The following is a 21,047-nucleotide window of genomic DNA, read 5'->3' as shown; positions in this document are numbered from 1 at the left end:
GGGCTGCGCCCGCCCGCCCTTTTGGGGGGCGCGGGGCGGGCGGGCGCTCGCGCCCCGCGGGCCCCGCTCGCCCTTAAAACCCCCGGGCCGCGCGGGCCCTGTCGGTCGTCAGGCGGTGACCGCGAACTCGCCGAGCTCGGACCACTCCTGACCGTGCACGTTGGTGTTGACGATCCGCGGCGTCTCGGCGAGATGGCGCGGCAGCTCCTCCTGGGCGTGCTTGAAGTGGGCCGAGGTGACGTGGGCGGCCCCGGCCTCGTCGTCGACGAAGGCCTCGAGCAGGAAGTACTCGTCGGGGTCGTCCAGGCTGCGGGCCCAGTCGAACCAGAGGTTGCCGGGTTCGGCCCGGGTGGCCTCGGTGAACGGGCCGGAGATGGCCGGCCAGTCCTCGGCGTACTCCGGCTTGATGCGGAAGCGGGCGGCGATGAAGATCATCGGACTCTCCTGGGTGTCGAGGGGATCGGTTGACCGGCTCGTTCGACCGCGGCCTGGATCCGCCGGCCGGCGATGTCGGAGAGCCAGCCGAGCACGGCACCGACCACGAGCGCGATGAGTGTGCCGCCGAGGTCGAACGAGGTGCCGAAGAACACCGCGGTGCCGGCGAAGGCCCCGGGGATGAAGGACAGCAGGTCCACCGCCGCCTGCAGGCACAGGATGAACGCGACGACCGTGACGACCAGGGCCACCGCACCGGTGAACGTGGCGTAGGTCAGGACCAGGCTCGCGAGATATCCCCACAGCGCGCCGGCCAGGTTGGCCGCGAGGCCCTTCCGGAAGCCCTCGCGTCCACCTCCTGCCGCGAAGTAGCAGGCCCAGGCGACGAACCCGACCCAGGTGATGAGCGCGAGCTCGATGCTGACCTGGGTCCAGATGCCGGCGAGCACTCCGACCGAGATGCCGATCCCGATGAGGTTCTTCATGTCGTCACCTCTCAGGGGACCAGGATCGCGCGGCCGCGGACCCTGCCGTCGTCGAGGTCGGAGATCGCGGTCTGGAAGTCGTCGAGCGCGTACTTCTGGGTGTGCAGGGTGACCGCGCCGCGGGCGGCGAGCGCCATCAGGTCGCACAGGTCGTTGTAGGAGCCGACCAGGTTGCCGACGAAGTTGATCTCCGTCGAGATGATGTCGATGGTCGGGACGTCGATGTTCTCGCCGTAGCCGACCACATGGTAATCGCCCGCGCGGCGGAGCATCCGGACCCCTTCCGCGGTCGCGCCGCCCTCGCCGACGAAGTCGACGAGCACCTCCGCGCCCGCGCCGGACGTCAGCTCCAGCACCTGGTCGACCTGCGTGCCGTCGGCGACGACGCCGTGATCGGCACCGATCGACAGGGCCAGCTTCACCGCCTCCGGGTTGCGGTCGACGACGATCAGCTCGGCCGGGCTGAGCGCCTTGAGGACCTGGATGCCGATGTGGCCGAGTCCGCCGGCGCCGATGATCACGCACCGGTCGCGCGGGGTCAGCCGGCGGGCGGCCTTGGCGGCCGCGTGGTAGGCGGTGAGCCCGGCGTCGGCCAGGGCGGCGACGTCGGCCGGCTCCAGGGAGTCGTCGATCTTCACCACCGAGCGCGCGGAGGTCTTCAGGTACTCCGCGTAGCCGCCGTTGGTGTCGATGCCGGGGAACTGGTTCAGCTCGCAGTGCACGTCGTCGCCCGATCGGCAGGCGCGGCACAGCCCGCAGGTGATCAGCGGATGCAGGATCACCTTGTCGCCCTCGGCGACGTTGGTGACGGCATCGCCCACCGCATGCACCCAGCCGGCGTTCTCGTGGCCGATCGTGTAGGGCAGCGTGACCCCGGACTTCTCCTCCCACTGGCCCTCGAGGATGTGCAGGTCGGTGCGGCAGACGCCGGCGCCGCCGATCCGGACGATGACGTCGAACGGACCGGTCGGCTCGGGGACCGGGACCTCGGCCATGGCCAGGGGCTGGTGGTAGCCGACCACCTGGACGGCTCGCATGGTGCTCATGATGCTCCCTCTCGGTGAAGGTCGGTCAGGGGTACGAAGGCGGGCGAGGTGACCTCGTCGCCGTAGCGCGTCGCCAGCAGCCCACGGCAGAAGTGGGCGTTGCCGTCGATCGAGATCCGGGTCGAACGCGCCCTCCGCAACGCCAGCGGTACGTCGCCGGGTCGCTCCCCGGCGTGGTCGACCAGGACGTACGCCTCCGGCAGGTCGGGCAGCCCGAGGGCCGCCCGGCGCCGCCGGAGTGCGGCGGTGAACTCGTCGTCGGGCAGGTCCCCGAGCCGGACCTCGCCCACGGCGTCCTCGGCCAGGTCCGGCTGCCCCCTCAGCAGCCGGGTCAGGCAGCGCTCGAGCGCTGCCGTGTGGGCCTTGCGGTGGAACGTCGTCCGCAGCTCGTCCAGCGACGTCTCGGCCTCGTGGCGGAACGTGCCGAGGTAGCCGGCATCGGCCGCCAGACCGGCGTTGATGAGGTCGGAGTCGTGGTGGTCGTCGAGCTCGACGACCACGTCGTCGGTCCACGGCAGCGCGGTCAGCGCGTCCTTGGCGTCGCTCGCCATCAGGTAGGCGAAGTTGGGCGAGCAGAACGACGTCGGCAGCCGCAGGTGGACCTCGATCGAGCCGGTCGCGAATCCGGTCGAGGTGACGGTGAGCGAGCGGACGAAGCCGAGATCGGTGATGGGCTCGTCGAGCTCGGGGTCGACGACCGAGCCCAGCGCTGCGTACGCCTGGGTCTCGCGGGTGTTCTCGCAGGTCAGCAACGCCATGTCACACCGCCGCGAGGTCGGCGTGCTCGGGCTCACGGGGACCGGTGGCGGTCTCGTCGGCCGCGGGCAGGCGCAGCTCGGCGGGAACCTCCAGGTCGTACATCTTCGCCGCGTTGAGACCGAGGATCTTCTTCTTCTGCGCCACGGTGAGCGGGGCGTACTCGGTCATGTCCTCCGGGATCTGGAAGTCGACGAACCGCTCGATCAGCCACTTGGGCGTCCAGAGGGCGTAGTCGGAGGAGAACTGGATCCGGTCCTCGCCGATCCAGTAGACGAGCTCCCCGATGATCTGGGCGAAGTAGCGCGGCCTGGTGTGGATGAACGGCATCGCCACCGCCAGCCCACCGTGCACGTTCGGCTCCTGGGTGCCGATCCAGCAGAAGTCCTCCAGGCGCGGGAGACCGACGTGCTCGACGACGAAGTTCAGGTCGGTGAAGTCGCTGGCGACGTGGTCGATGTCGGCGACGTCGAAGGCGTCGCGGTCCAGCGGCCGGATCGTCGGACCCTTGTGGATGTGGATGTTGGTGATCCCGAGCTCGCGGCAGGCCTCGAAGTAGCGGTAGGCCCACGCGTCGGTCAGCTTCCAGCCACGCGACTCCCCGTGCCACTCGGCGGTGTAGAGCTTCACGCCCTGGAGCCCGAACCGCTCGGCGTCAGCGTGGAGCTGCTCGAGCCCGGCCTCGCCGTTGCGCGGGTCGAAGTGGTGGTTGTACGTCAGCTGGTCGGGGTGCTTCGCGGCCAGCGCCGAGGCCTCCTCGGTCTGGCCGAACCCGTTGTTGTAGAACTCGCCCAGGTGAGCCGGCTGGAAGATCGCGTGATCGACGTAGCCGACCTCGAACAGGTCGTGCATCAGCCGCTCGCCGCCCTGGTAGAGGTAGTCCTCGTAGGGCCACTGCTCCGACTCGGGGGAGAGGTTGCGGTGGTAGTCGTAGAAGCAGTCGATGAACTGCTTGCCGTGGATGTTGCGCTGGTTCTCCGGGCGGGCGTCCCAGAGCGCGACGTGGGCGTCGACGATGAAGTAGGACTCGCCGTCTTTCGTGTACATCAGGTCCTCCGATCTGTGGCTTCCGTCACAGGACGCTAGGGCGGCTGCGCGGTGGAGATCAGGGGTGCGGCGTCTCAATGTGAGACCTCGACCGTCTCAATCTGAGACGTTGCCCGACTGCCGTTCGCGACCGCCAGATGTAACGTCGATCACATGACCGGGCGCCATCCTCCTGTGCAGCGCACCGCGGCGGTCGACCCCGCCGCGCTGGCGCCTCGCGTACGTGCCTCCTGGCAGCGCAGCCAGGAGTACGGCGTCTCCGTCGAGGACGTCGACCCGGTCTTCTCCGGCGCCTACGACCAGGAGTCGCTCTTCTTCCAGTGCGGGCAGGAGGTGCTCGACGACCTCCATCGCACCCTCGTCGACGAGCCGGTCAGCCTGATGCTCACCGATCCTGGCGGCCTGGTGCTCAACCGGCTCAGCGGCGACCAGCAGCTGCTCCGGGACCTCGATGCGGTTCACCTGGCACCAGGGTTCAGCTACGCCGAGCGTGCGGCCGGCACCAACGGGCTCGGTCTCGCCCTGGCCGACCGGACGCCGACCGTGGTCCGGGCCGAGGAGCACTACTCGCTCTCGCTGTGCAGCTACACCTGCGCCGCGGCGCCGGTGATCGACCCGATCAGCGGGCGACTGGAGGGAAGCGTCAACCTGACCACCTGGTCGGAGTCGTCCCACGACCTGCTGCTCGCCCTGGCCCAGTCGGCGGCCAGCAACACCGCCTCGCTGATGCTGGCCCGTGCCCATGGCCGCTTCCCGCGACCGGCTCCCCGTGGCGAGGTGTTCCGGGTCGAGGCGCCCCGGCTGGAGCCGGGCGCCGGCAGCCTCCGAGATCTCTCCTCCGGCTGGCGCGAGGCGTTGGGAAAGGTACGAGACGCCCTGACCGCCGGCCGACGGGTCGCTGTGGTCGGGGAGCCCGGGGTGGGACGTACGACGCTGGTCGCGCAGGCCTTCCGCGACCTGCGGCCCCGCGACCGGATCCTCGCGGCGTCCGCCCCCGATCCCGCCGACGCCGAGGCCTGGCTCTCGCTGTGGACGCCGGAGCTCGCCAAGCAGGACACCGCGGTGGTCGTACGCGACGTGAACATGCTTCCCGCGTGGGTCGCCGAGCGGCTGCACGCCCTCCTCGTCGAGGCGGTGCCCGGGACGGTCGCCGCGGTGCCGTTCGCGATGACCGCCGACACCTTCGACGGCATCCCGGCGGCTCTGGCCGACCTCGTCGACACCGTGGTCGAGGTGCCGCCGCTGCGGGAGCGACCCGAGGACGTACTGCCGCTGGCGCATCGGGTGGGCCTGCGCCTGCGCGGCCGGGAGATCGCACTGACCCCGGCCGCGGAGCGGGCGCTGCACGACCACGGCTGGCCGGGCAACGTCACCGAGCTCGTCCACGTCGTCCAGCGGGCCGCGAGCGCCGGCGACCAGATCGACCTCCGCCACCTCCCCGCCGAGGTGCTCTCCGACACCAGGCGCCCGCTGTCCCGCATCGATGCCTTCGAACGTGGCGAGATCGTCCGCGTCCTGACCCGTCCGGGCATCACCATGCAGGAGGCGGCCGCAGAGCTCGGGATGTCGCGGGCCACGGTCTACCGGAAGGTGCAGCAGTACGGGATCCGGCTCCGGCCGGGCTAGCGCACGGGGCAGTCGAACTCTTGGCCACGTCCAAGAAAACTCTTGGGTGATCCGGGGCTGGAACGACGCTCAACAGGGACTATGTACCCATGCGTATCCGTCCCCCACGCGCCGGTCGCCAGCATTTGAATGATCTGACCGGACAGGGCGGACCCGCTCTGAACAGTCAGAGCCTTGCCGACCGGCTTGCCCAGGAGAACCGATTCTCTGCTGACCAGGCCTCCGTCATCGTCGCGCAGGTGGCGCGCATCCTCGACGCGGGCCACGCCGTCGGACAGGTGCACGGCGACATCCGGCCGGCCACCATCGGATACGCCCCAGACGGCCGGACCGCGCTGATCGGCGCAGTCCCGCCGCGCGGCGGTGAGGGCCTGCCCTACATGTCGCCCGAGCAGATCGACCGCCGGCGGACCAGCCCGGCCAGCGACATCTACTCGCTCGGTGCGGTGTTCTTCGAGCTGCTCGTCGGGCGTCCGCCGTACGCAGGCGTTCAGCCCGAGCGGGTCGGCACGCTGGTGACCGTGCCCGGCCACCTGGACGGCATCACGACCGCGATGCTCGCCGAAGACCCCAGCAAGCGCCCCCGGGCCGACGAGGTCGCAGCGGTGCTCGAGAGCGGGGTCTCCGCCCCGCCGAAGCGGATCGTACGTCCCACCGGCATCGCCGGCCCACGGCTCTCGCCCACGCTGCTGGGTGTGCTGATGCTGCTGGTCCTGCCCGGGCTGGTCCTCGGCGGCTGGAACACACTCCGGGCCGGCGACACCGCGTCGACCGTCGGGAGCGCGGGTCCGCTGGCCGACATCTTGCCGGCCAGCTTCCAGCTCGCCTTCGACCTCTCGATAGAGCGTGACGCGCTGCGGACCGACGCGGACCTGACCGAGGACTTCCTGCAGATCACCGACAGGTCCATCGATGCCTGGACGACCGAGGTCAGGGACCTCGACTCCACGGGCGACCCGGGGCTGCGGCGGCGTACGGAGCGGACGGCCGCCGCCATCGAGCGGCTCTCGGACATCCGCGCGGCCGCCCGGGCGGGCGACCGGTCCGGAAAGCTGGTGGCCGTCGAGCTGTACACGAACGCGGTCAACGGGCTCTTCGACCTCGCCGCCGAGCTGCCCTCGTTCCAGGACGACTCGCTGGCGCGGCAGGCGCGGAACCTCGAGCTGATCGGGTCCGTCTCGGAGGTGCTCGGACTCGAGCGGCGGATCATGGCGAACGCGTTGCGCAACGAGCGGATCAGCGAGCAGGGCATCGCCGATCTCAGTGCTGCCCAGGACTCCTGGGCGACCCACTCGCAGTCGATCTATGCCCGCGCCGACCCGGCGACGCGGCAGACGCTCGACAAGATCTCGGGTCAGTCGTTCGAGTTCGGGTCCTACGCGGTCTCCTCGCAGCGTGCCGTCATCCGCCTGCTCAACGCTCGTGACGTCGACGACCTGATCCGGCAGCTGAAGGACAGCTCCGACGGCAGGCCCGTCGACCAGGTCTGGCTGGCCGATGCGGCCAGCTACGTCCAGGACCTGAAGAAGGTGGTCGTGGACTCGGCTCGGCAGCTCGCCGACGATGTCGACCGCGAGCACCGGGAGGCGAAGAACCAGACGATCGGCTGGGGCATCTTCACCGGCATCGTGCTGTCGGTGCTCGTCGGGCTCGGTATCGCTCTGCTGCGCGCGCGAAAGCGAACGGTTGATGCGTAAACCGGCGACTTCAGCGAAGATCGGCGGATTTCATCGGTGCGTACACGAGACGCACAGGGTGTGAGTCCGACACCATATGCGCATGCGAACGCGCCCCCCGATCGCAGGCCGCTACCGCCTGCACCGACTGCTTGGCCGCGGCGGGATGGGCGAGGTCTGGCAGGCGGCCGACATCAGGCTCGAGCGCTGGGTCGCCGTGAAGGTCGTGGAGACCTCCGCCGACCCGAAGGTGACCGAGCGGTTCCGGCGAGAGGCCCTCTCGACGACGGCGGCGAGCCACCCCGGGACGGTGCAGGTGCACGACGTCGGGGTCGAGCAGACCGAGTACGGCAGCATCGTCTATCTCGTCATGGAGCTGCTTCCCGGTCCGACGCTGGCCGACCGGCTCGAGAAGCAGGGGCGGTTCAGCATCGAGGAGACCGGCGAGGTGATGGTCCAGGTCGCGCGCACCCTCAGCGCGGTCCACGCCTCCGGGATCATCCACCGTGACATCAAGCCGTCCAACCTCGTCTACGACGGCGACGGCCGGATCCGGGTGCTCGACTTCGGCATCGCCCAGCTGGCCAACCATCAGGCCGAGCGGCTCACCTCGACCCGACACGTGATGGGAAGCCTGCCCTACATCTCTCCCGAGCAGGCCGCCGACACCGTGGTCGGCCCGCCGAGCGACATCTACGCGCTCGGGTGCGTCGCGTTCGAGCTGCTCACCGGGCGGGCTCCCTACGCCGGCGCCGAGCCGGTCTCGATGATCTACCAGCACGTGACCGCCCCGGTTCCGCACGTCAGCGACGTCGTCGCCGTGCCCGCCCACATCGACGAGTTCGTGGCGTCGATGTTGGACAAGGACCCGTCCCGGCGGCCCACGGCCGGCGAGGTCGTCGCCTTCGCCCGCAGACCCGCGGTCGTGCCCGCGATCACGGCCGGCAGCCGGGAGCTGTCGCCGGCGCCCAGACCCGCGGCGATCGCCGCCCCCAAGTCGTCCTCGTCCTCCTCGCCGTCGCTGGCCTCGTCGCTGGCCTCGCCGGTGACGGCGATCGCCGGCGTGGTGGAGTCGGTGCAACGTACGCCTCGGTCCCATGCCGCCCCGAAGCCGAGGCTGCTGCGCACGCGGCTGCTCGGCGCGCTTCTGGTTCCGGTCGTGATCGCGCTGGTCCTGGGCGGGCTGACCTTCGTCGACGCGTTCGAGGAGCGGTCGGTCTCCAACCGCGCGATGACGATCGCGGGCGCGCTCCCGGAGAGCTACGAGCTCGGGATGGACCTCATCTTCGAGCGGGACGCGCTGGGGTCCGACCAGGTCCCGGACGCGGTCCGGCAGGCCTATCGCCAGGTGACCGACGACTCGATCGATGCGTGGCACGCCGACATCACCAAGATCGACCTCGCCGACACGCCGAGCCTGCGGGAGCGGGTCGAGCGCACCTACACCGTCCTCAAGGGCATCGACGCCTATCGCAAGGATCTCGAGGAGGGCGACAAGGCGAGCACGGAGGCGGCCATCGCCGCCTACACCGACACGGCCTACGAGCTGCTCGACTTCGCGACCGAGATGCCCAACATCCCCAACGAGAAGATCTACAAGCAGGTCACCAACCTCAAGTACGTGCGGTCGGCGGCCGAGTCGCTGGGCATCGAGCGCGCGGTCATGGTGCCTGCGCTGATGACCGGGCGGATCGACGAGGATTCGATGGAGGCGATGAGCGAGGCGCGTACGTCCTGGCAGCTCACCTCTCGCTCCTTCTATGCCGACGCCCCGAAGGCGACCCAGAAGGCACTCGACAAGATCTCGGACGGCACCTTCGCGGACGGCTCCCGGGGCGTGGTGTCGCAGAATGCGGTCGTCCAGGTCATCAACGACGGGTCGCTCGAGGGCGTCGTCCCGGAGCTGGAGGAGCACGGTCTGGGCCGGCCTGCCGCACAGGTCTGGGCCGAGGACATGACCCGCTTCATCCAGCTCCTCAAGGACACCATCGTGGCGATGACGCTGATCGTCTCCGACGATGTCGGCGAGGAGCACCGGAGCATCCAGACGAAGGTCGTCCTGAGTGGGATCCTCGCCGCCGCCGCGTTTCTCGCCGGTCTGGCCCTGTTGGCGGGAATCTTCGTCGTGCGCCCGCTTCGCGGGCGGCGACGGTCCGTCGAGGCCTGACCGGTTAGCCCGTCGGTCAGACGAGGGTGCTGAGATTCGAGACCAGGACTTCCCAGCGGCTGTCCACGTCGAAGCCCATCTGGCTCAGCAGCGCCCAGCCGAAGCCGACGATCGCGTAGAGGCTGATCGGCGTCATCACGACCCACTCCCGGACCGAGCCGGCGTCGCCGAGGATCGGGAGGGCGAAGTTGCCGCCCCGGGTCCACATGTTGTCGAAGGGCAGCCACTTGTTGCGGCGGACCCACCTGGGCGGCTTCGGTGCGATCGGCCAGAACAACGGGATCCCCATCGTGGTCACGAAGTCGCCGATGAGATGGACGACGCAGCCCAGGGCGACCGAGAACGGCATCCACCACCACTCCTCGGGCGCGAACACCGCGATCACCGTCGCCAGCGTCACCGCGGACACCCAGGGCCAGATGACTCCCCTGCGGGTGAGCTTCAGCGCGTTCATCGCGAAGGCGACCAGCAGCACGCACATGATGCCCGGGCCGATCAGGATGCTGCCGAAGCGCTCGGTCTGCATGGAGAGCGTGCCGGCACCCCAGGCCAGGCCGGTGAAGGCGAGCACGCCGAGGATCGAATGGGTGCCGTTCCGATGGCCTCCGGAGACCTGCCCGACGATCCTGGTCAAGCCATCGGAGATCGGCGGCAGCGAGTTTGCGATCGTTCCGTTGTGGTGGTCCGCGTCCGGAAGCAGCGCGGCGCCGGCGCACACCAGGGTGCCGGTCATCACGCCCACGTCCGAGACGCCCGGGTACCAGCCGAAAGCGATCGGTGCCGACGATGTCACTGCGATCCACGCGGCAGCCCCAGAGGCCGCGTGATGCCCGCCCATCATGTGAAGTTGTGTCCCTCTCCAGTGTTCCCCCGCCGAATGACCGCGGACGAACGTACCGGTCATCGGCGCCCTGTATGTGCGTTGGGGTGGTGTGTCTCGTGACGAGATTCGAATCACTGTTCGAAGGATGAGCCGAGGAGCGAAAGGGGTGCGGTCGGGGCGGCAACCTGAATATGATCCGCGGTCATGACGACACACGGCACCCAGGGCGAGGCCCGCCGTGTGCCGTGGACGTTCGAGACCAGCCGGTGCGCGGCCACGGTGACTCCCGAGGCGATCGAGTTCCGGTTCATGGTCGCCGCCTCCGACGGATCACTGAGCGAGATGCTGCTCTCGGTCGGGCGGCACGACATGCCGACGCTGCTCGAGGAGATCGCCTTCGAGATGCCCGAGGCGCTCGAGTGGATGTCGGCCGCGATCATGACGGTCGCCCGGGAACGGCGTCTGGCCGAGGAGGCCTCGTCCCTCCCGCATCAGCGCGGGGCATAACCTCGGACCGAGCAAGGTTGTCCCCCTGCACCGCAACTCGATCGAGGAGAGACCTGTGACCACCACGTACGACTTCGAAGTGAACGCCGCCGATGGCAGCACCCTCTCGCTCAGTGACTACAAGGGTAAGCTGCTGCTGATCGTCAACGTGGCCAGCAAGTGCGGTCTGACGCCGCAGTACGAGGGCCTCGAGGCGCTCTATCGCGCCACCAGCGACTCCGGTGTCGAGGTCATCGGGTTTCCGTGCAACCAGTTCATGGGTCAGGAGCCCGGCACCGACGACGAGATCCAGGAGTTCTGCAAGACGACCTACGACGTGACGTTCCCGGTCCTCTCCAAGATCGATGTCAACGGGGAGAACTCTGCTCCGCTCTACGAGTTCCTTCGTGCCGAGGCGCCGGGCGACATCCAGTGGAACTTCACCAAGTTCCTCATCGGTCGCGAGGGCGAGGTCGTCAAGCGCTACGAGCCGCAGGTGACGCCCGAAGAGATCCAGGCGGACCTCGCCCAGTATCTCTGAGGCGGTGCCGGACGGCGCTCGATCCCGATGTCTGCGGGGTCGGGCGCCGTTCTGCATAGATAGTTGATCAGAAGATAGTTCCGTATCAGATGGTTCGTTATGATCTGGTTCATGACTGGACCGCGTATTGACCTGCTGTTCCTGCTCAATCAATCGGCTCATGCCTTCGCAGCCCAGGTCGGTGAGGCGTTGGCGGACCTGGAGCTCTCGGTGCGGGAGTACTGCGTGCTGATGAAGGCCGCCGAGGGCGAGTACACCCAGAACGCCGTGGCCGAGATGGCCATGCTCGACAAGACCACGATGGTCACCACCCTCGACAACCTGGAGCGCCGCGGCCTTGCCGAGCGACGCGTCTCGAGCGCCGACCGCCGTGCCCGCATCGTCGCCCTCACTCCGGCCGGCGCGAAAGCCCTCGAGGAGGCCTCGAAGGCCTACAACTCGACGGTCGAGAAGGCTCTCGAGGGCCTGGCGCCGAGCGAGGGTGAGGCGTTCATCGAGGCGCTGCAGCACCTGGTCGAGGGGCCGTGGGCCACGCCGTCGCACACGATGACGCTGCGTCGCCGAGCGCCTGCGTCGGCTCGCTGAGAGATAGGTCCACAAATGAATATCCAGAAATAGATTGTTTCATAACAAACAATCTTCTATGGTCGTATCTATGACGACCAAGACAGTCGCGCTCGCGACCCTCGCGGCAACTCAGTTGATGGTGATCCTCGACGGCACGGTCGTGACCGTCGCCCTCCCTGCGATCCGCGACGACCTGGGCTTCGGCGACACCTCGCTGGCCTGGGTCGTCAACGGCTTCCTCCTCGCGTTCGCGCTCGTTCTGCTCCCGGCGGGCCGGGCCGGCGACGCCTTCGGGACCCGCCCCGTCTTCCTCGCCGGGCTGAGCATCTTCACGCTCGCCTCGGCCTGGTGCGGTCTCGCCTGGGACCCGGCCTCCCTGGTGGCCGCGCGGTTCGTCCAGGGCCTCGGCGGTGGCATCGCCTCGGCGGTGGTGCTCGGCATGATCGCGGGCCTCTACTCCGAGGCACGTGACCGCCTCCGCGCCTTCGCGGTGCTCGCCTTCGTCGGCTCGATCGGCGCTTCGGTGGGGACGGTCCTGGGTGGCGTACTCACCGAGGTCGCCTCGTGGCGCTGGGCCTTCCTGATCAACGTCCCACTCGGGATGATCGCCTTGGCCGTCGCGCTCCGCGCGGTGGAAGGTACGCCGCGCACCGGTGCCAAGGGTGGTCTGCTCCCGCGCGGTCTGTTCGCCGAGCGCAGGTTCGCCCTCGCGAACCTGATCCTGCTGACCCTGACCTTCGCCGGGTTCACCTTCCAGTTCGTCACCACGCTCTACCTCCAGGACGTCCTCGGTTTCGGGGCGCTCGCGACGGGCCTGGCATTCCTGCCGGTCAGCGCGGTGATCGCGGTCGCGAGCCTGGGCTTCAGCGCCACGCTGGCCGAGCGGTTCGGCTCCGAGCGGGTCATGGTCGCCGGTGTGCTCGGCTTCGCCGTCGGCATGCTCTACCTGGTCCGTCTGCCGGAGGCCGGCAGCTTCCCGTTCGACGTCCTCCCGGGGGCGGTCGTGATGGGCATGGGCTTCGGACTCGCGATGCCGCAGGTGACGGCGCTGGCGATGGGCGCACTGGCGCCGGAGCACGCCGGGATCGGCTCCGGCCTGACCACGACCACCCAGCAGGCCGGCGGGTTCATCGGCACCCTGATCGCGGCCGGCCTGGTCACCACCGCCGGCTACGGTGCCGCCTACGCCTCGGCGGCGATCGCGCTGGCCGTGGGAGCGGCGGTCGCGGCGTACCTGCTCGTGAACGCCGCACGCGCCCGGGACCCGAAGGTCTCCGGGCGCGTGCCGGACGAGGCTGCCAGCCTCTGACGTCTCGACGCCACAGGCCGACCCCTCGGCGCTACCTCCGGACCGGGAGGACCAGCGTCGAGGGGTTCACCGTCGTGTGATGGACCGTGACCACGCCGGCCACGCCCCGGACCAGCTGCTTGACGTTGGGCAGCAGATGGGGGACGTCGTAGGAGTGGACGGTGACTCGCAGGCGGTGGCCCTCCTCGATCACCGCTCCGGTCGGGAAGACCTCGACGGGAACGCGATAGATCCGGCCCGGCACGACCGCCTGCTCGGCCTCGCGGGTGAAGGGGTGCCAGGGCTGCACGACCTGGCCGTTCAGCGTCCGAGCTCTCGACGGGATGACGGCACGGTGGCGCAGCGTCTGCCACCCGCCGGTGATGCGGTCGACGGACCCGTCAGGGGCGACGTCCTCGACCGAGACCGAGATGAGTCCGTCGGTACCGGTCGTGGAGACGGACAGCTCGGCGTTGAGCGGACCCGAGAAGGCCGTGCGAGAGGTGGCCGGAGCGGTCTCGTAGGAAACCCCGAGCGCGTCATTGATCCGGTTGTCGGTCACGCAGCCGGGGATCGCCAGGGCACCGGCGGTCCACTGCGCGGTGCTGCGGGAGCACAGTCCCTGCACCGGCAGCGGCGCGATCGTGTCGCCGCCGACCGGCTTCAGGTCCGACCCGAGGGCGTACGTCCTGGCCCGCACCTCGCTCCCGAGCCACGACTTCATCGTGCGCCACTTCCCGGACCCGATCTCGTGGTAGGTCACCGGGGCGACGTCCTTGTCGAGGGCCGCGTCGGGGATGTCCTTGATGTGGGTGTCGAACCACCGCAGCGCCATCTCGTCGAGGCTGTTGATCCCGCTGCCCTCCAGGCCGGCTCCGGTCGAGGCCTCGGCGTGCGTCCAGGGGCCGATGAGCAGCTTGGTGTCGACCCCGTTCCGCTGCATCCGGTCGAAGAGCATGGGGGTGCCGCGCTGGAAGATGTCGTACTGCCCTGCCGTGACGAACGTCGGCACGTCGATCTCGTCGACCACGCTCAGCGGCGATCGCTTCGCATAGAACGGACCGTCGTAGCCCGCGTCGCTCCCCAATGCCGCGCTGACGAGCATGGGCACCTGGAACCCGAGGGCGCCGCCGACGTGCTGCAGCAACGTGGTCAGCGTGGCCTCCGGGCGGGTCTTGTTGACGGCCGGCGGCACCAGCCCCGATCCGGTGACCAGTCCGAACCACAGCGGGATGAACCCGGCGTCGATCTGCCCGCCGGAGGCGACGACGTCACGGTAGACGTCGCCCGCGGGCACGATCGGGAACATCGCCTTCAGCCCGCGCGGGTGCTGGGCCGCGGTGAAGAACTGGTTGATCGCCATGTAGGACGGGCCCCACAGGCCGAGCTCGCCATTGCTCCACGGGCGCTTCTTCGAGGTCGCCCAGTTGGCCACCTCGAGGCCGTCCTTCTGCTCGCGGTCGCCGAAGGCGTCCCACTGGCCGGCGGAGGAGCCGGTGCCGCGTACGTCGGTCTGGACGAAGACGTAGCCCCGCTGCACGAAGTAGTTTCCGCCGCTCCGGCCGGAGACGTTCTTGTTGTAGGGGTTCTGCGTCAGGATCACCGGGAAGCGACCCGGCGCGGCGGTGCCGTCGGCCTTCGCGGGACGGTGGATGTCGGCACGGAGCACGATGCCGTCGGACATCGTCAGCTCGACGTCCTTCTCGACCACCACGCCGTACGTCGCCGGGCGCGGCTTCCACGTCCCGGCCCGCGCCTGCGGCACCTGGGCGGTGACCGCAGGCGCCGCCGAGGCGGCAGGCAGGGAGAGCGCCGGCGGCAGAAAGGTCGCGACGAGGGCCAGGAACGGAACGAGGAACGCCAGTCTGCCGAGTTTCACGACTCACTCCAGGGGTGTGGTGGGTATCACACCTCGGAACGAGGAAGTGCAAACGCGAGTTACGGAACCCTGCTCCGATATTGAATCGCGAGACTAAGCGACCGCTGCTGTCGTCTTGTCGACGACCGGCGCGCCCGTGGCCGCCACTACCTCGTCGTACGTCACCCCGGGAGCCAGCTCGACGAGCTCGAACACCTCGCCGGCGACATCGAGAACCCCGAGGTCGGTGATGACCCGCTTCACGATCCCGCGCCCGGTCAGCGGCAGGTCGCAGGCCGCCAGCAGCTTGGGGGCGCCCTTCTTGGTGACGTGCTCCATCAGCACGATCACGCGCCCGGCGCCGGAGACGAGGTCCATCGCACCGCCCATGCCCTTGACCATCTGGCCGGGGACCATCCAGTTGGCGATGTCGCCGCTGGTCGCGACCTGCATCGCGCCGAGGACGGCGACGTCGATGTGGCCGCCGCGGATCATCGCGAACGAGGTCGCGGAGTCGAAGTATGACGCCCCGGCGAGGACGGTCACGGTCTGCTTGCCGGCGTTGATCAGGTCGGGGTCGACCTCGTCCTCGTAGGGGAACGGGCCGACGCCGAGGATGCCGTTCTCGGCGTGCAGCACGACCGTCGAGGTCTCCGGGATGTAGTCCGGGATGAGCGTCGGCAGCCCGATCCCGAGGTTGACGTAGTCGCCGTCCTGCAGCTCCTGCGCGGCGCGCGCGGCCATCTGGTTGCGGTCCCAAGCCATGACTCAGGCCTCCTTGCTCGATGCGGTGTCGGTGGGGCGCTCGCCGCGCGTCGTACGCTTCTCGATGTCCTTGCGGGCCGCCTGCTCGGGCGTCAGGGCGACGATCCGCTTCACGAAGATCCCGGGGAGATGTACGTCGGCCGGGGCGATCTCACCGACCTCGACGACCTCCTCGGCCTCGACGATCGTGACCCGTCCGGCCATCGCGGCCGGCACGTTGAAGTTGCGCGAGGAGGCGTGGAACTGGGCGTTGCCGGCCCGGTCGACGCGGGTCGCGCGCACCAGCGCGAAGTCGGTGATGATGCCCTCCTCGAGCACCATCTGCTTGCCGTGGAACTCCCGGACCTCCTTCGGGTCGGAAGCCTCGGCGATCGTGCCGTCGGGGTGGTAGCGGTAGGGCAGACCGCCGTCGGAGACCATCGTGCCGACGCCGGTCGGGGTGTAGAACGCACCGATCCCGCTGCCGCCGGCACGCATCCGCTCGGCGAGCGTGCCCTGCGGGGTGAGCTCGAGGGTGATCTCGCCGGCCAGGTACTGGCGGCCGAACTCCTTGTTCTCACCGATGTAGCTCGCGATCACGCGGGAGATGCGGTGGTCGTCGAGCAGCAGCCCGAGCCCGGCGCCGTCGACGCCGCAGTTGTTGGAGACGACCATCAGGTCGTCCGCTCCCTGCTCGCGCAGCGCGTCGATCAGGAACCACGGGATTCCCACCAGCCCGAAGCCGCCCACGGCCAGGCTGGCCCCGCTGTGAATGTCGGCGACCGCCTCTGCGGCCGACCCGACCACCTTGTCCAGACCCATCTACTTCCCTCTTCCGTCAACGTGCGGGTGTATGTGTCTCGTGCCCCGCCGAGTCGGCCCGTCTTGACCGCATCGTTGGTCGAGTCGGCCCGTCTTGACGGGCCGACTCGGCACGGATCCGTGTCGAGACGGGCCGACTCGGCACTGACTTGCGTCAAGACGGGCCGACTCGGCGCAGGAGCTAGCCACGGACGGCCTCGAAGACGGCGGCGAGGCCCTGGCCGCCGCCGATGCACATGGTCTCCAGGACGTACGTCGCCTGTCGGCGCTGCGCCTCACGGGCGGCCGTGGCGAGGATCCGGGCGCCGGTGGCGCCGATCGGGTGACCCAGCGAGATGCCCGATCCGTTGGGGTTGAGCCGCTCGTCGGTGGCGTCGATCTTCCACTCGCGCAGCACGGCGAGGACCTGGGCGGCGAACGCCTCGTTGAGCTCGATCAGGTCGATCTCGTCGAGGGTGAGCCCGGCCCGGGACAGCGCGGTGCGGCTGGAGAGGACGGGGCCGATGCCCATCCGCTCGGGCTCGCAGCCGGACACCGCCCACGACTTGAGCGCCAGCAGGGGAGTCAGGCCACGCCTCTCCGCCTCGGCGCGCGTGGTCACGACGCACATCGCGGCGCCGTCGTTCTGGCCGGAGGCGTTGCCCGCGGTGACCGTCGACTCCTCGTCGATCTTCAGCCGGATCGGGCGCAGCGAGGCGAGCTTCTCCGGGGAGATGTCGGCACGCGGGTGCTCGTCGCGATCGACCACGATGTCGGGGTTGCGACGCCCGCCGGGGACGGTCACCGGGACCAGTTCGTCGGCGAACTTGCCGGCCTCGTGGGCGGCCACGGCGCGCTGGTTGGAGCGCAGCGCGAGCTCGTCCTGCTCCTCGCGGGAGATGCCGTACTCACGGCGCAGGTTCTCGGCGGTCTCGATCATGCCGCCGGGGATCGGGTGGTCCTTGCCGCCGGCGGTCTCGCGAGCCCGGTCGAGGCGGTCGAGAAGCTCGATGCCGCCCTGCTTCACCCCGTCGCGCAGCCCGAGCGCGTAGTGCTCGACGTTGGACATCGACTCCGCGCCACCGGCGATGACGAGGTTCGCGGCGCCTGTGGCGACCGAGCCCGCGGCGTACAGGATCGCCTGCAGACCCGAGCCGCAGCGGCGGTCGATCTGGAGGCCGGGGACGCCGGTGCCGAGTCCGGCGTCGAGGGCCGCGATGCGGCCGATCGCGGGGTTCTCTCCGCTCGCGTAGCCGTTGCCGAGGATGACGTCGTCGACGTCGCCCTCCTGCAGGCCGGTGCGCTCGACAAGCTCGCGCAGGACCGTCGTGGCGAGGTCGGTCGCGGTCAGCGGCGCCAGGGCGCCGAGGAACCGGCCGACCGGGGTGCGGAGGGGCTCGCAGATGACGATGTCGTTGGCGGAGCTGCTCATGCCTTCGACGGTACGCGGACAGTCATGACTTGAGAAGTACCCATTTGATGCTGATTGACACCTTCGACGTCTTGATTCACTACCCGACCGGACAGTGCGCGGGCGAGGCTATTGCGATAAGTTCGCGTTAGCAGTTCTCATGTCTCAGGCTCCCCTTCGACCGACCCCACGCAGATCACAGAGGTGACCATGCACGTCCCCGACGGCTTCCTCGACGCTCCGACGTCGATCGCCACCGGCGCTGTCGCTGTCGTTGCGGTCGGCGTCGCGCTGCGCGGCGCTCGCCGCGAGCTCGATGACAAGACCGCCCCGCTGGCCGGCCTCGTCGCCGCGTTCGTCTTCGCGACCCAGATGCTCAACTTTCCGGTGGGGGCCGGCACGAGCGGACACCTGATGGGCGGGGCGCTGGCCGCCGTGCTGGTCGGTCCGTGGACCGGGGTGCTGTGCGTCTCGGTCGTGCTGATCGTGCAGTCGCTGCTGTTCGCTGACGGCGGCATCACCGCTCTCGGCACCAACATCCTGCTGATGGCCGTCACCACGGTGGTCGTCGGCTGGCTGGTGAGCCGGGTGCTGATCAAGCTGCTGCCGAAGCGCGTCGGCCTGGTCGCGCCCTGCGCCGCGATCGGCGCCTTCGTCTCCGTCCCCGCCGCGGCGCTCGTCTTCACCGCCCTCTACGCCGCCGGCGGCACCGCCGACATCTCGCTGACGACGCTGGCCACCGCGATGCTCGGCTGGCACACGGTCATCGGTCTCGGTGAGGGCGCGATCACGTTCCTTGCGGTCGGCGCGATCCTCTCCGTACGCCCAGACCTCGTCTACGCCGCGCGAGGCGTGATCACCGAGCGCGATCTGGTCATCAAGCCCAAGGAGTCGGTCGCATGACCAGCACCACGACGAAGAAGCGCGTCCCGTTCACGTGGGTCGCCGTCGGCATCGCCGTCGTCGCCCTGCTCCTGGCCGGCGTGGTCTCCTACTACGCGTCCGCCCATCCCGACGGCCTCGAGTACGTCGCCGGCAAGACCGGCTTCCTCGACAGCGCCTCCGAGCACGGTGCCGCCGATGGCCCGCTGGCCGACTACGGCACCAAGGGTGTCGACAACGACCGCCTCTCCGGCGGCCTGGCCGGCGTGATCGGCACCGTCGTGGTGCTGCTCCTCGCGGGCGGGCTCGCCCTGATCGTACGCCGCCGGCCCACCGACTCCTCCGACGAGGCCTGAGCCGGTGCCCGCACATCTGAAGGTGCTGGCCCTGGTCGGCTTCATGCTCGTGGTGGTGGCGACCCCGCGGGAGTGGTTCGCGGCGTACGGAATCTTCCTCGCCGTCCTGGTGACGGTCGGGGCGGTGGGCCGGGTGCGTCCGGGATGGGTGCTGAAGCGGATGGTGGTCGAGACGCCGTTCGTGGTCTTCGCGGTGCTGATGCCGTTCATCGCGCACGGGCCGCGGATCGAGGTGCTCGGGCTCAGCCTGAGCGAGTCGGGTCTGCTCTCCGCGTGGGGACTGCTGGTCAAGGGCACCCTCGGCGTGATCGCCGGCCTGCTGCTGGCCGCGACGACCACACCGCAGGAGCTGGTCCACGGCCTGGAGCGGCTGCGGCTGCCTCAGCAGCTGGTGCAGATCATGGCGTTCATGGTGCGCTACCTGGAGGTGGTGACCGACGAGATGCGCCGGATGGCGGTCGCGCGGGCCTCACGGGGCTTCGTCGCCCGCAACCCGCTCCACTGGCCGGTGCTCGCCCGGTCGGTCGGCGCGCTGTTCATCCGTTCCTTCGAGCGCGGTGAGCGGGTGCACCTGGCCATGGTCTCGCGCGGCTACACAGGGAGAATGCCCCGGTGCGATGTATCGAGCTTGTCGAGATGACGACTCCAGTCCTCGACGTACGCGGCCTCGCCTTCGCCTATCCCGACGGCCATCAGGCGCTCTTCGGCGTCGACCTGCACGTCCACCGCGGTGAGCGGGTCGCGCTGCTGGGACCCAATGGCGCCGGCAAGACCACGCTGGTCCTGCACCTCAACGGCATCCACCTCGCCGGTGCCGGGTCCGTCGCGGTGAGCGGCCTGCCCGTCACCAAGGCCAACATCAAGGAGATCCGCCGCCGCGTCGGCATCGTCTTCCAGGACCCCGACGACCAGCTCTTCATGGGCACGGTCCGCGAGGACGTCGCCTTCGGTCCCGCCAACCTCGGTCTGCGCGGCGAGGCGCTCGAGGCGAAGGTCGCCGAGGCGCTTGCGAAGGTCGGGATGGAGGACTTCGCCGACCGCCCACCCCACCATCTCTCCTTCGGTCAGCGCCGCCGGGTCGCGGTCGCCACCGTGCTGGCGATGGACCCCGAGATCCTGGTCCTCGACGAGCCGTCCTCCAACCTCGACCCCGCCTCCCGCCGCGAGCTCGCCGACATCCTCCGCGACCTCGACGTCACCGTCCTGATGGTCACCCACGACCTGCCGTACGCCCTCGAGCTCTGCGAGCGCTCTGTCATCCTCGACGGTGGCATCGTCGCAGCCGAGGGCCGCACGGTGGATGTGTTGTCCAACGCCGATCTCATGCGCGCCCACCGCCTCGAGCTCCCCTTCGGCTTCGACCCGGTGGCCGCTGCCGCCACCCTCTAGCCGAGATTGCAGTTGTGGGGGGGGGAACCACAGGATAGGGGGCCCCGGAGAGGGGGGGGGGCCCCCCCCCCACCAAAACGGGGGGGCGCCCCCCGCGGGGGTGGGGGGTGGGGGGGCCGGAGACGGCGCCCCCGCCCCCCCCCTCCTCGTTTGTGTCGGTGGGGCCCCCACAACCGCTATTGGCCCCCCCCCACTTCTAGGGTCTCGGCCGCCGCAACTACCTATTCGGCGAGGCGCCTCGAGCGGTAGTGGAGCTTGGCGCTCACGTAGCCGCGCCAGCCGACCAGGGTGAGTCCGAGGAAGAGGAGCGAGACGACCAGGAACGCGGGCGCGAGGCCCCCGCCGGTGAGGCCGCGCAGCACCATCCCGATGACGTACGTCCCCAGCCAGACGACCACGCCCGCCGGCCAGGCGCGGAGCGCCGGCCAGCGGCGCCAGGCCAGCACGGCCCAGGCCACGACGAGCCCGACCAGGAACGGCCAGGCGATCCGGAGCACGACGAGCGCCGGGCCGGAGTCGTGGGACTGGCGTCCGGCGAAGGCGAAGAGGAGCACGAAGAAGACGTCGACGGCGAAGGCCGCGACCGCCCACCTGGGCACGAGTCCGGCGACGAGCGGGGAGGAGGACTCCGTGGAGGACATGGGGCCCAGGATACGAGTCGGG

General features: G+C 69.7%; 22 protein-coding genes. 11 read left to right on the top strand and 11 right to left on the bottom strand.

Going from position 1 to position 21,047, the window contains the following annotated elements:
- Positions 1-108: 108 nt before the first annotated feature.
- The 5 genes from ACFVDI_RS23670 to ACFVDI_RS23650 are packed head-to-tail and all read right to left on the bottom strand — an operon-like array spanning position 109 to position 3,769.
- Positions 109-435, bottom strand: coding sequence for a putative quinol monooxygenase (locus ACFVDI_RS23670; protein ID WP_378911199.1), 327 nt, complete (start codon positions 433-435; stop codon positions 109-111).
- Complete coding sequence (locus ACFVDI_RS23665; protein ID WP_378911196.1) at positions 432-920, bottom strand: DUF1097 domain-containing protein; 489 nt, start codon at positions 918-920, stop codon at positions 432-434. The genes ACFVDI_RS23670 and ACFVDI_RS23665 overlap by 4 nt, the downstream gene beginning before the upstream one ends.
- Before the next feature lie 11 nt (positions 921-931).
- The gene (locus tag ACFVDI_RS23660) at positions 932-1,966 is read right to left on the bottom strand and encodes an NAD(P)-dependent alcohol dehydrogenase (protein ID WP_378911194.1); all 1,035 of its coding nucleotides are present in this window, start codon (positions 1,964-1,966) and stop codon (positions 932-934) included.
- Complete coding sequence (locus tag ACFVDI_RS23655; protein ID WP_378911192.1) at positions 1,963-2,724, bottom strand: iron-sulfur cluster assembly protein; 762 nt, start codon at positions 2,722-2,724, stop codon at positions 1,963-1,965. Before ACFVDI_RS23655 ends, ACFVDI_RS23660 begins: the two co-directional genes overlap by 4 nt.
- 1 nt (position 2,725) lies before the next feature.
- Positions 2,726-3,769 (bottom strand): amidohydrolase family protein, encoded by a 1,044-nt coding sequence (locus tag ACFVDI_RS23650; protein WP_378911190.1) that lies wholly within the window; start codon positions 3,767-3,769, stop codon positions 2,726-2,728.
- A gap of 153 nt (positions 3,770-3,922) precedes the next feature.
- Here ACFVDI_RS23650 and ACFVDI_RS23645 point away from each other — a divergent pair, with 153 nt between their 5' ends.
- From ACFVDI_RS23645 to ACFVDI_RS23635, 3 genes are all read left to right on the top strand, one after another.
- On the top strand, positions 3,923-5,395 hold the full coding sequence (locus ACFVDI_RS23645; protein WP_378911187.1) for a GAF domain-containing protein: 1,473 nt from the start codon (positions 3,923-3,925) through the stop codon (positions 5,393-5,395).
- Positions 5,396-5,484: 89 nt separating this feature from the next.
- Entirely contained in the window at positions 5,485-7,092 is a 1,608-nt protein-coding gene (locus tag ACFVDI_RS23640) for a serine/threonine protein kinase (RefSeq protein WP_378911185.1), read from the top strand.
- 82 nt (positions 7,093-7,174) lie between these two features.
- The gene (locus tag ACFVDI_RS23635) at positions 7,175-9,238 is read left to right on the top strand and encodes a protein kinase (RefSeq protein ID WP_378911183.1); all 2,064 of its coding nucleotides are present in this window, start codon (positions 7,175-7,177) and stop codon (positions 9,236-9,238) included.
- A gap of 16 nt (positions 9,239-9,254) precedes the next feature.
- On the opposite strand, the gene ACFVDI_RS23630 is transcribed toward ACFVDI_RS23635, so the two are convergent.
- Positions 9,255-10,076, bottom strand: coding sequence for a metal-dependent hydrolase (locus ACFVDI_RS23630; protein WP_378911180.1), 822 nt, complete (start codon positions 10,074-10,076; stop codon positions 9,255-9,257).
- 189 nt (positions 10,077-10,265) lie between these two features.
- Between ACFVDI_RS23630 and ACFVDI_RS23625 the strand changes: the two genes are divergently transcribed.
- The 4 genes from ACFVDI_RS23625 to ACFVDI_RS23610 all read left to right on the top strand — a co-directional run bounded on the left by ACFVDI_RS23625 (position 10,266) and on the right by ACFVDI_RS23610 (position 12,964).
- On the top strand, positions 10,266-10,568 hold the full coding sequence (locus ACFVDI_RS23625; RefSeq protein ID WP_378911178.1) for a hypothetical protein: 303 nt from the start codon (positions 10,266-10,268) through the stop codon (positions 10,566-10,568).
- A gap of 55 nt (positions 10,569-10,623) precedes the next feature.
- Complete coding sequence (locus ACFVDI_RS23620) at positions 10,624-11,088, top strand: glutathione peroxidase (RefSeq protein ID WP_378911176.1); 465 nt, start codon at positions 10,624-10,626, stop codon at positions 11,086-11,088.
- 111 nt (positions 11,089-11,199) lie between these two features.
- A complete protein-coding gene (locus tag ACFVDI_RS23615) occupies positions 11,200-11,673 on the top strand; it encodes a MarR family winged helix-turn-helix transcriptional regulator (protein WP_378911174.1) in 474 nt (157 codons plus the stop codon).
- A 70-nt stretch (positions 11,674-11,743) separates the two neighbouring features.
- Complete coding sequence (locus ACFVDI_RS23610) at positions 11,744-12,964, top strand: MFS transporter (protein ID WP_378911171.1); 1,221 nt, start codon at positions 11,744-11,746, stop codon at positions 12,962-12,964.
- Positions 12,965-12,995: 31 nt separating this feature from the next.
- Here the strand turns inward: ACFVDI_RS23610 and ACFVDI_RS23605 are convergent, their stop codons facing one another.
- The 4 genes from ACFVDI_RS23605 to ACFVDI_RS23590 form a co-directional block, all read right to left on the bottom strand.
- Positions 12,996-14,822, bottom strand: coding sequence for a CocE/NonD family hydrolase (locus tag ACFVDI_RS23605; protein ID WP_378911168.1), 1,827 nt, complete (start codon positions 14,820-14,822; stop codon positions 12,996-12,998).
- 93 nt (positions 14,823-14,915) lie between these two features.
- Positions 14,916-15,566, bottom strand: coding sequence for a 3-oxoacid CoA-transferase subunit B (locus ACFVDI_RS23600; RefSeq protein ID WP_378911165.1), 651 nt, complete (start codon positions 15,564-15,566; stop codon positions 14,916-14,918).
- Between the two features lie 3 nt (positions 15,567-15,569).
- The gene (locus tag ACFVDI_RS23595; protein ID WP_378911161.1) at positions 15,570-16,367 is read right to left on the bottom strand and encodes a CoA transferase subunit A; all 798 of its coding nucleotides are present in this window, start codon (positions 16,365-16,367) and stop codon (positions 15,570-15,572) included.
- A 181-nt stretch (positions 16,368-16,548) separates the two neighbouring features.
- Positions 16,549-17,778: an acetyl-CoA C-acetyltransferase gene (locus tag ACFVDI_RS23590; protein WP_378911158.1), complete on the bottom strand. Its 1,230-nt coding sequence runs from the start codon at positions 17,776-17,778 to the stop codon at positions 16,549-16,551.
- Between the two features lie 189 nt (positions 17,779-17,967).
- Between ACFVDI_RS23590 and ACFVDI_RS23585 the strand changes: the two genes are divergently transcribed.
- The 4 genes from ACFVDI_RS23585 to ACFVDI_RS23570 are packed head-to-tail and all read left to right on the top strand — an operon-like array spanning position 17,968 to position 20,384.
- Positions 17,968-18,660, top strand: a complete 693-nt coding sequence (locus tag ACFVDI_RS23585; RefSeq protein WP_378911201.1) for an energy-coupling factor ABC transporter permease — start codon at positions 17,968-17,970, stop codon at positions 18,658-18,660.
- Positions 18,657-18,995, top strand: coding sequence for a PDGLE domain-containing protein (locus tag ACFVDI_RS23580; RefSeq protein WP_378911155.1), 339 nt, complete (start codon positions 18,657-18,659; stop codon positions 18,993-18,995). Before ACFVDI_RS23585 ends, ACFVDI_RS23580 begins: the two co-directional genes overlap by 4 nt.
- Positions 18,996-18,999: 4 nt before the next feature.
- Complete coding sequence (gene cbiQ, locus ACFVDI_RS23575) at positions 19,000-19,635, top strand: cobalt ECF transporter T component CbiQ (protein ID WP_378911153.1); 636 nt, start codon at positions 19,000-19,002, stop codon at positions 19,633-19,635.
- On the top strand, positions 19,632-20,384 hold the full coding sequence (locus ACFVDI_RS23570) for an energy-coupling factor ABC transporter ATP-binding protein (RefSeq protein WP_378911150.1): 753 nt from the start codon (positions 19,632-19,634) through the stop codon (positions 20,382-20,384). Before cbiQ ends, ACFVDI_RS23570 begins: the two co-directional genes overlap by 4 nt.
- 221 nt (positions 20,385-20,605) lie before the next feature.
- On the opposite strand, the gene ACFVDI_RS23565 is transcribed toward ACFVDI_RS23570, so the two are convergent.
- The gene (locus tag ACFVDI_RS23565; protein ID WP_378911148.1) at positions 20,606-21,025 is read right to left on the bottom strand and encodes a DUF3054 domain-containing protein; all 420 of its coding nucleotides are present in this window, start codon (positions 21,023-21,025) and stop codon (positions 20,606-20,608) included.
- Positions 21,026-21,047 lie beyond the last annotated feature (22 nt).

The organism is Nocardioides sp. NPDC057767 (assembly GCF_042798275.1).
GTDB lineage: Bacteria > Actinomycetota > Actinomycetes > Propionibacteriales > Nocardioidaceae > Nocardioides.
The sequence above is the reverse complement of the archived record's forward strand: the minus strand, read 5'-3'. Positions and strand labels throughout refer to the sequence as shown.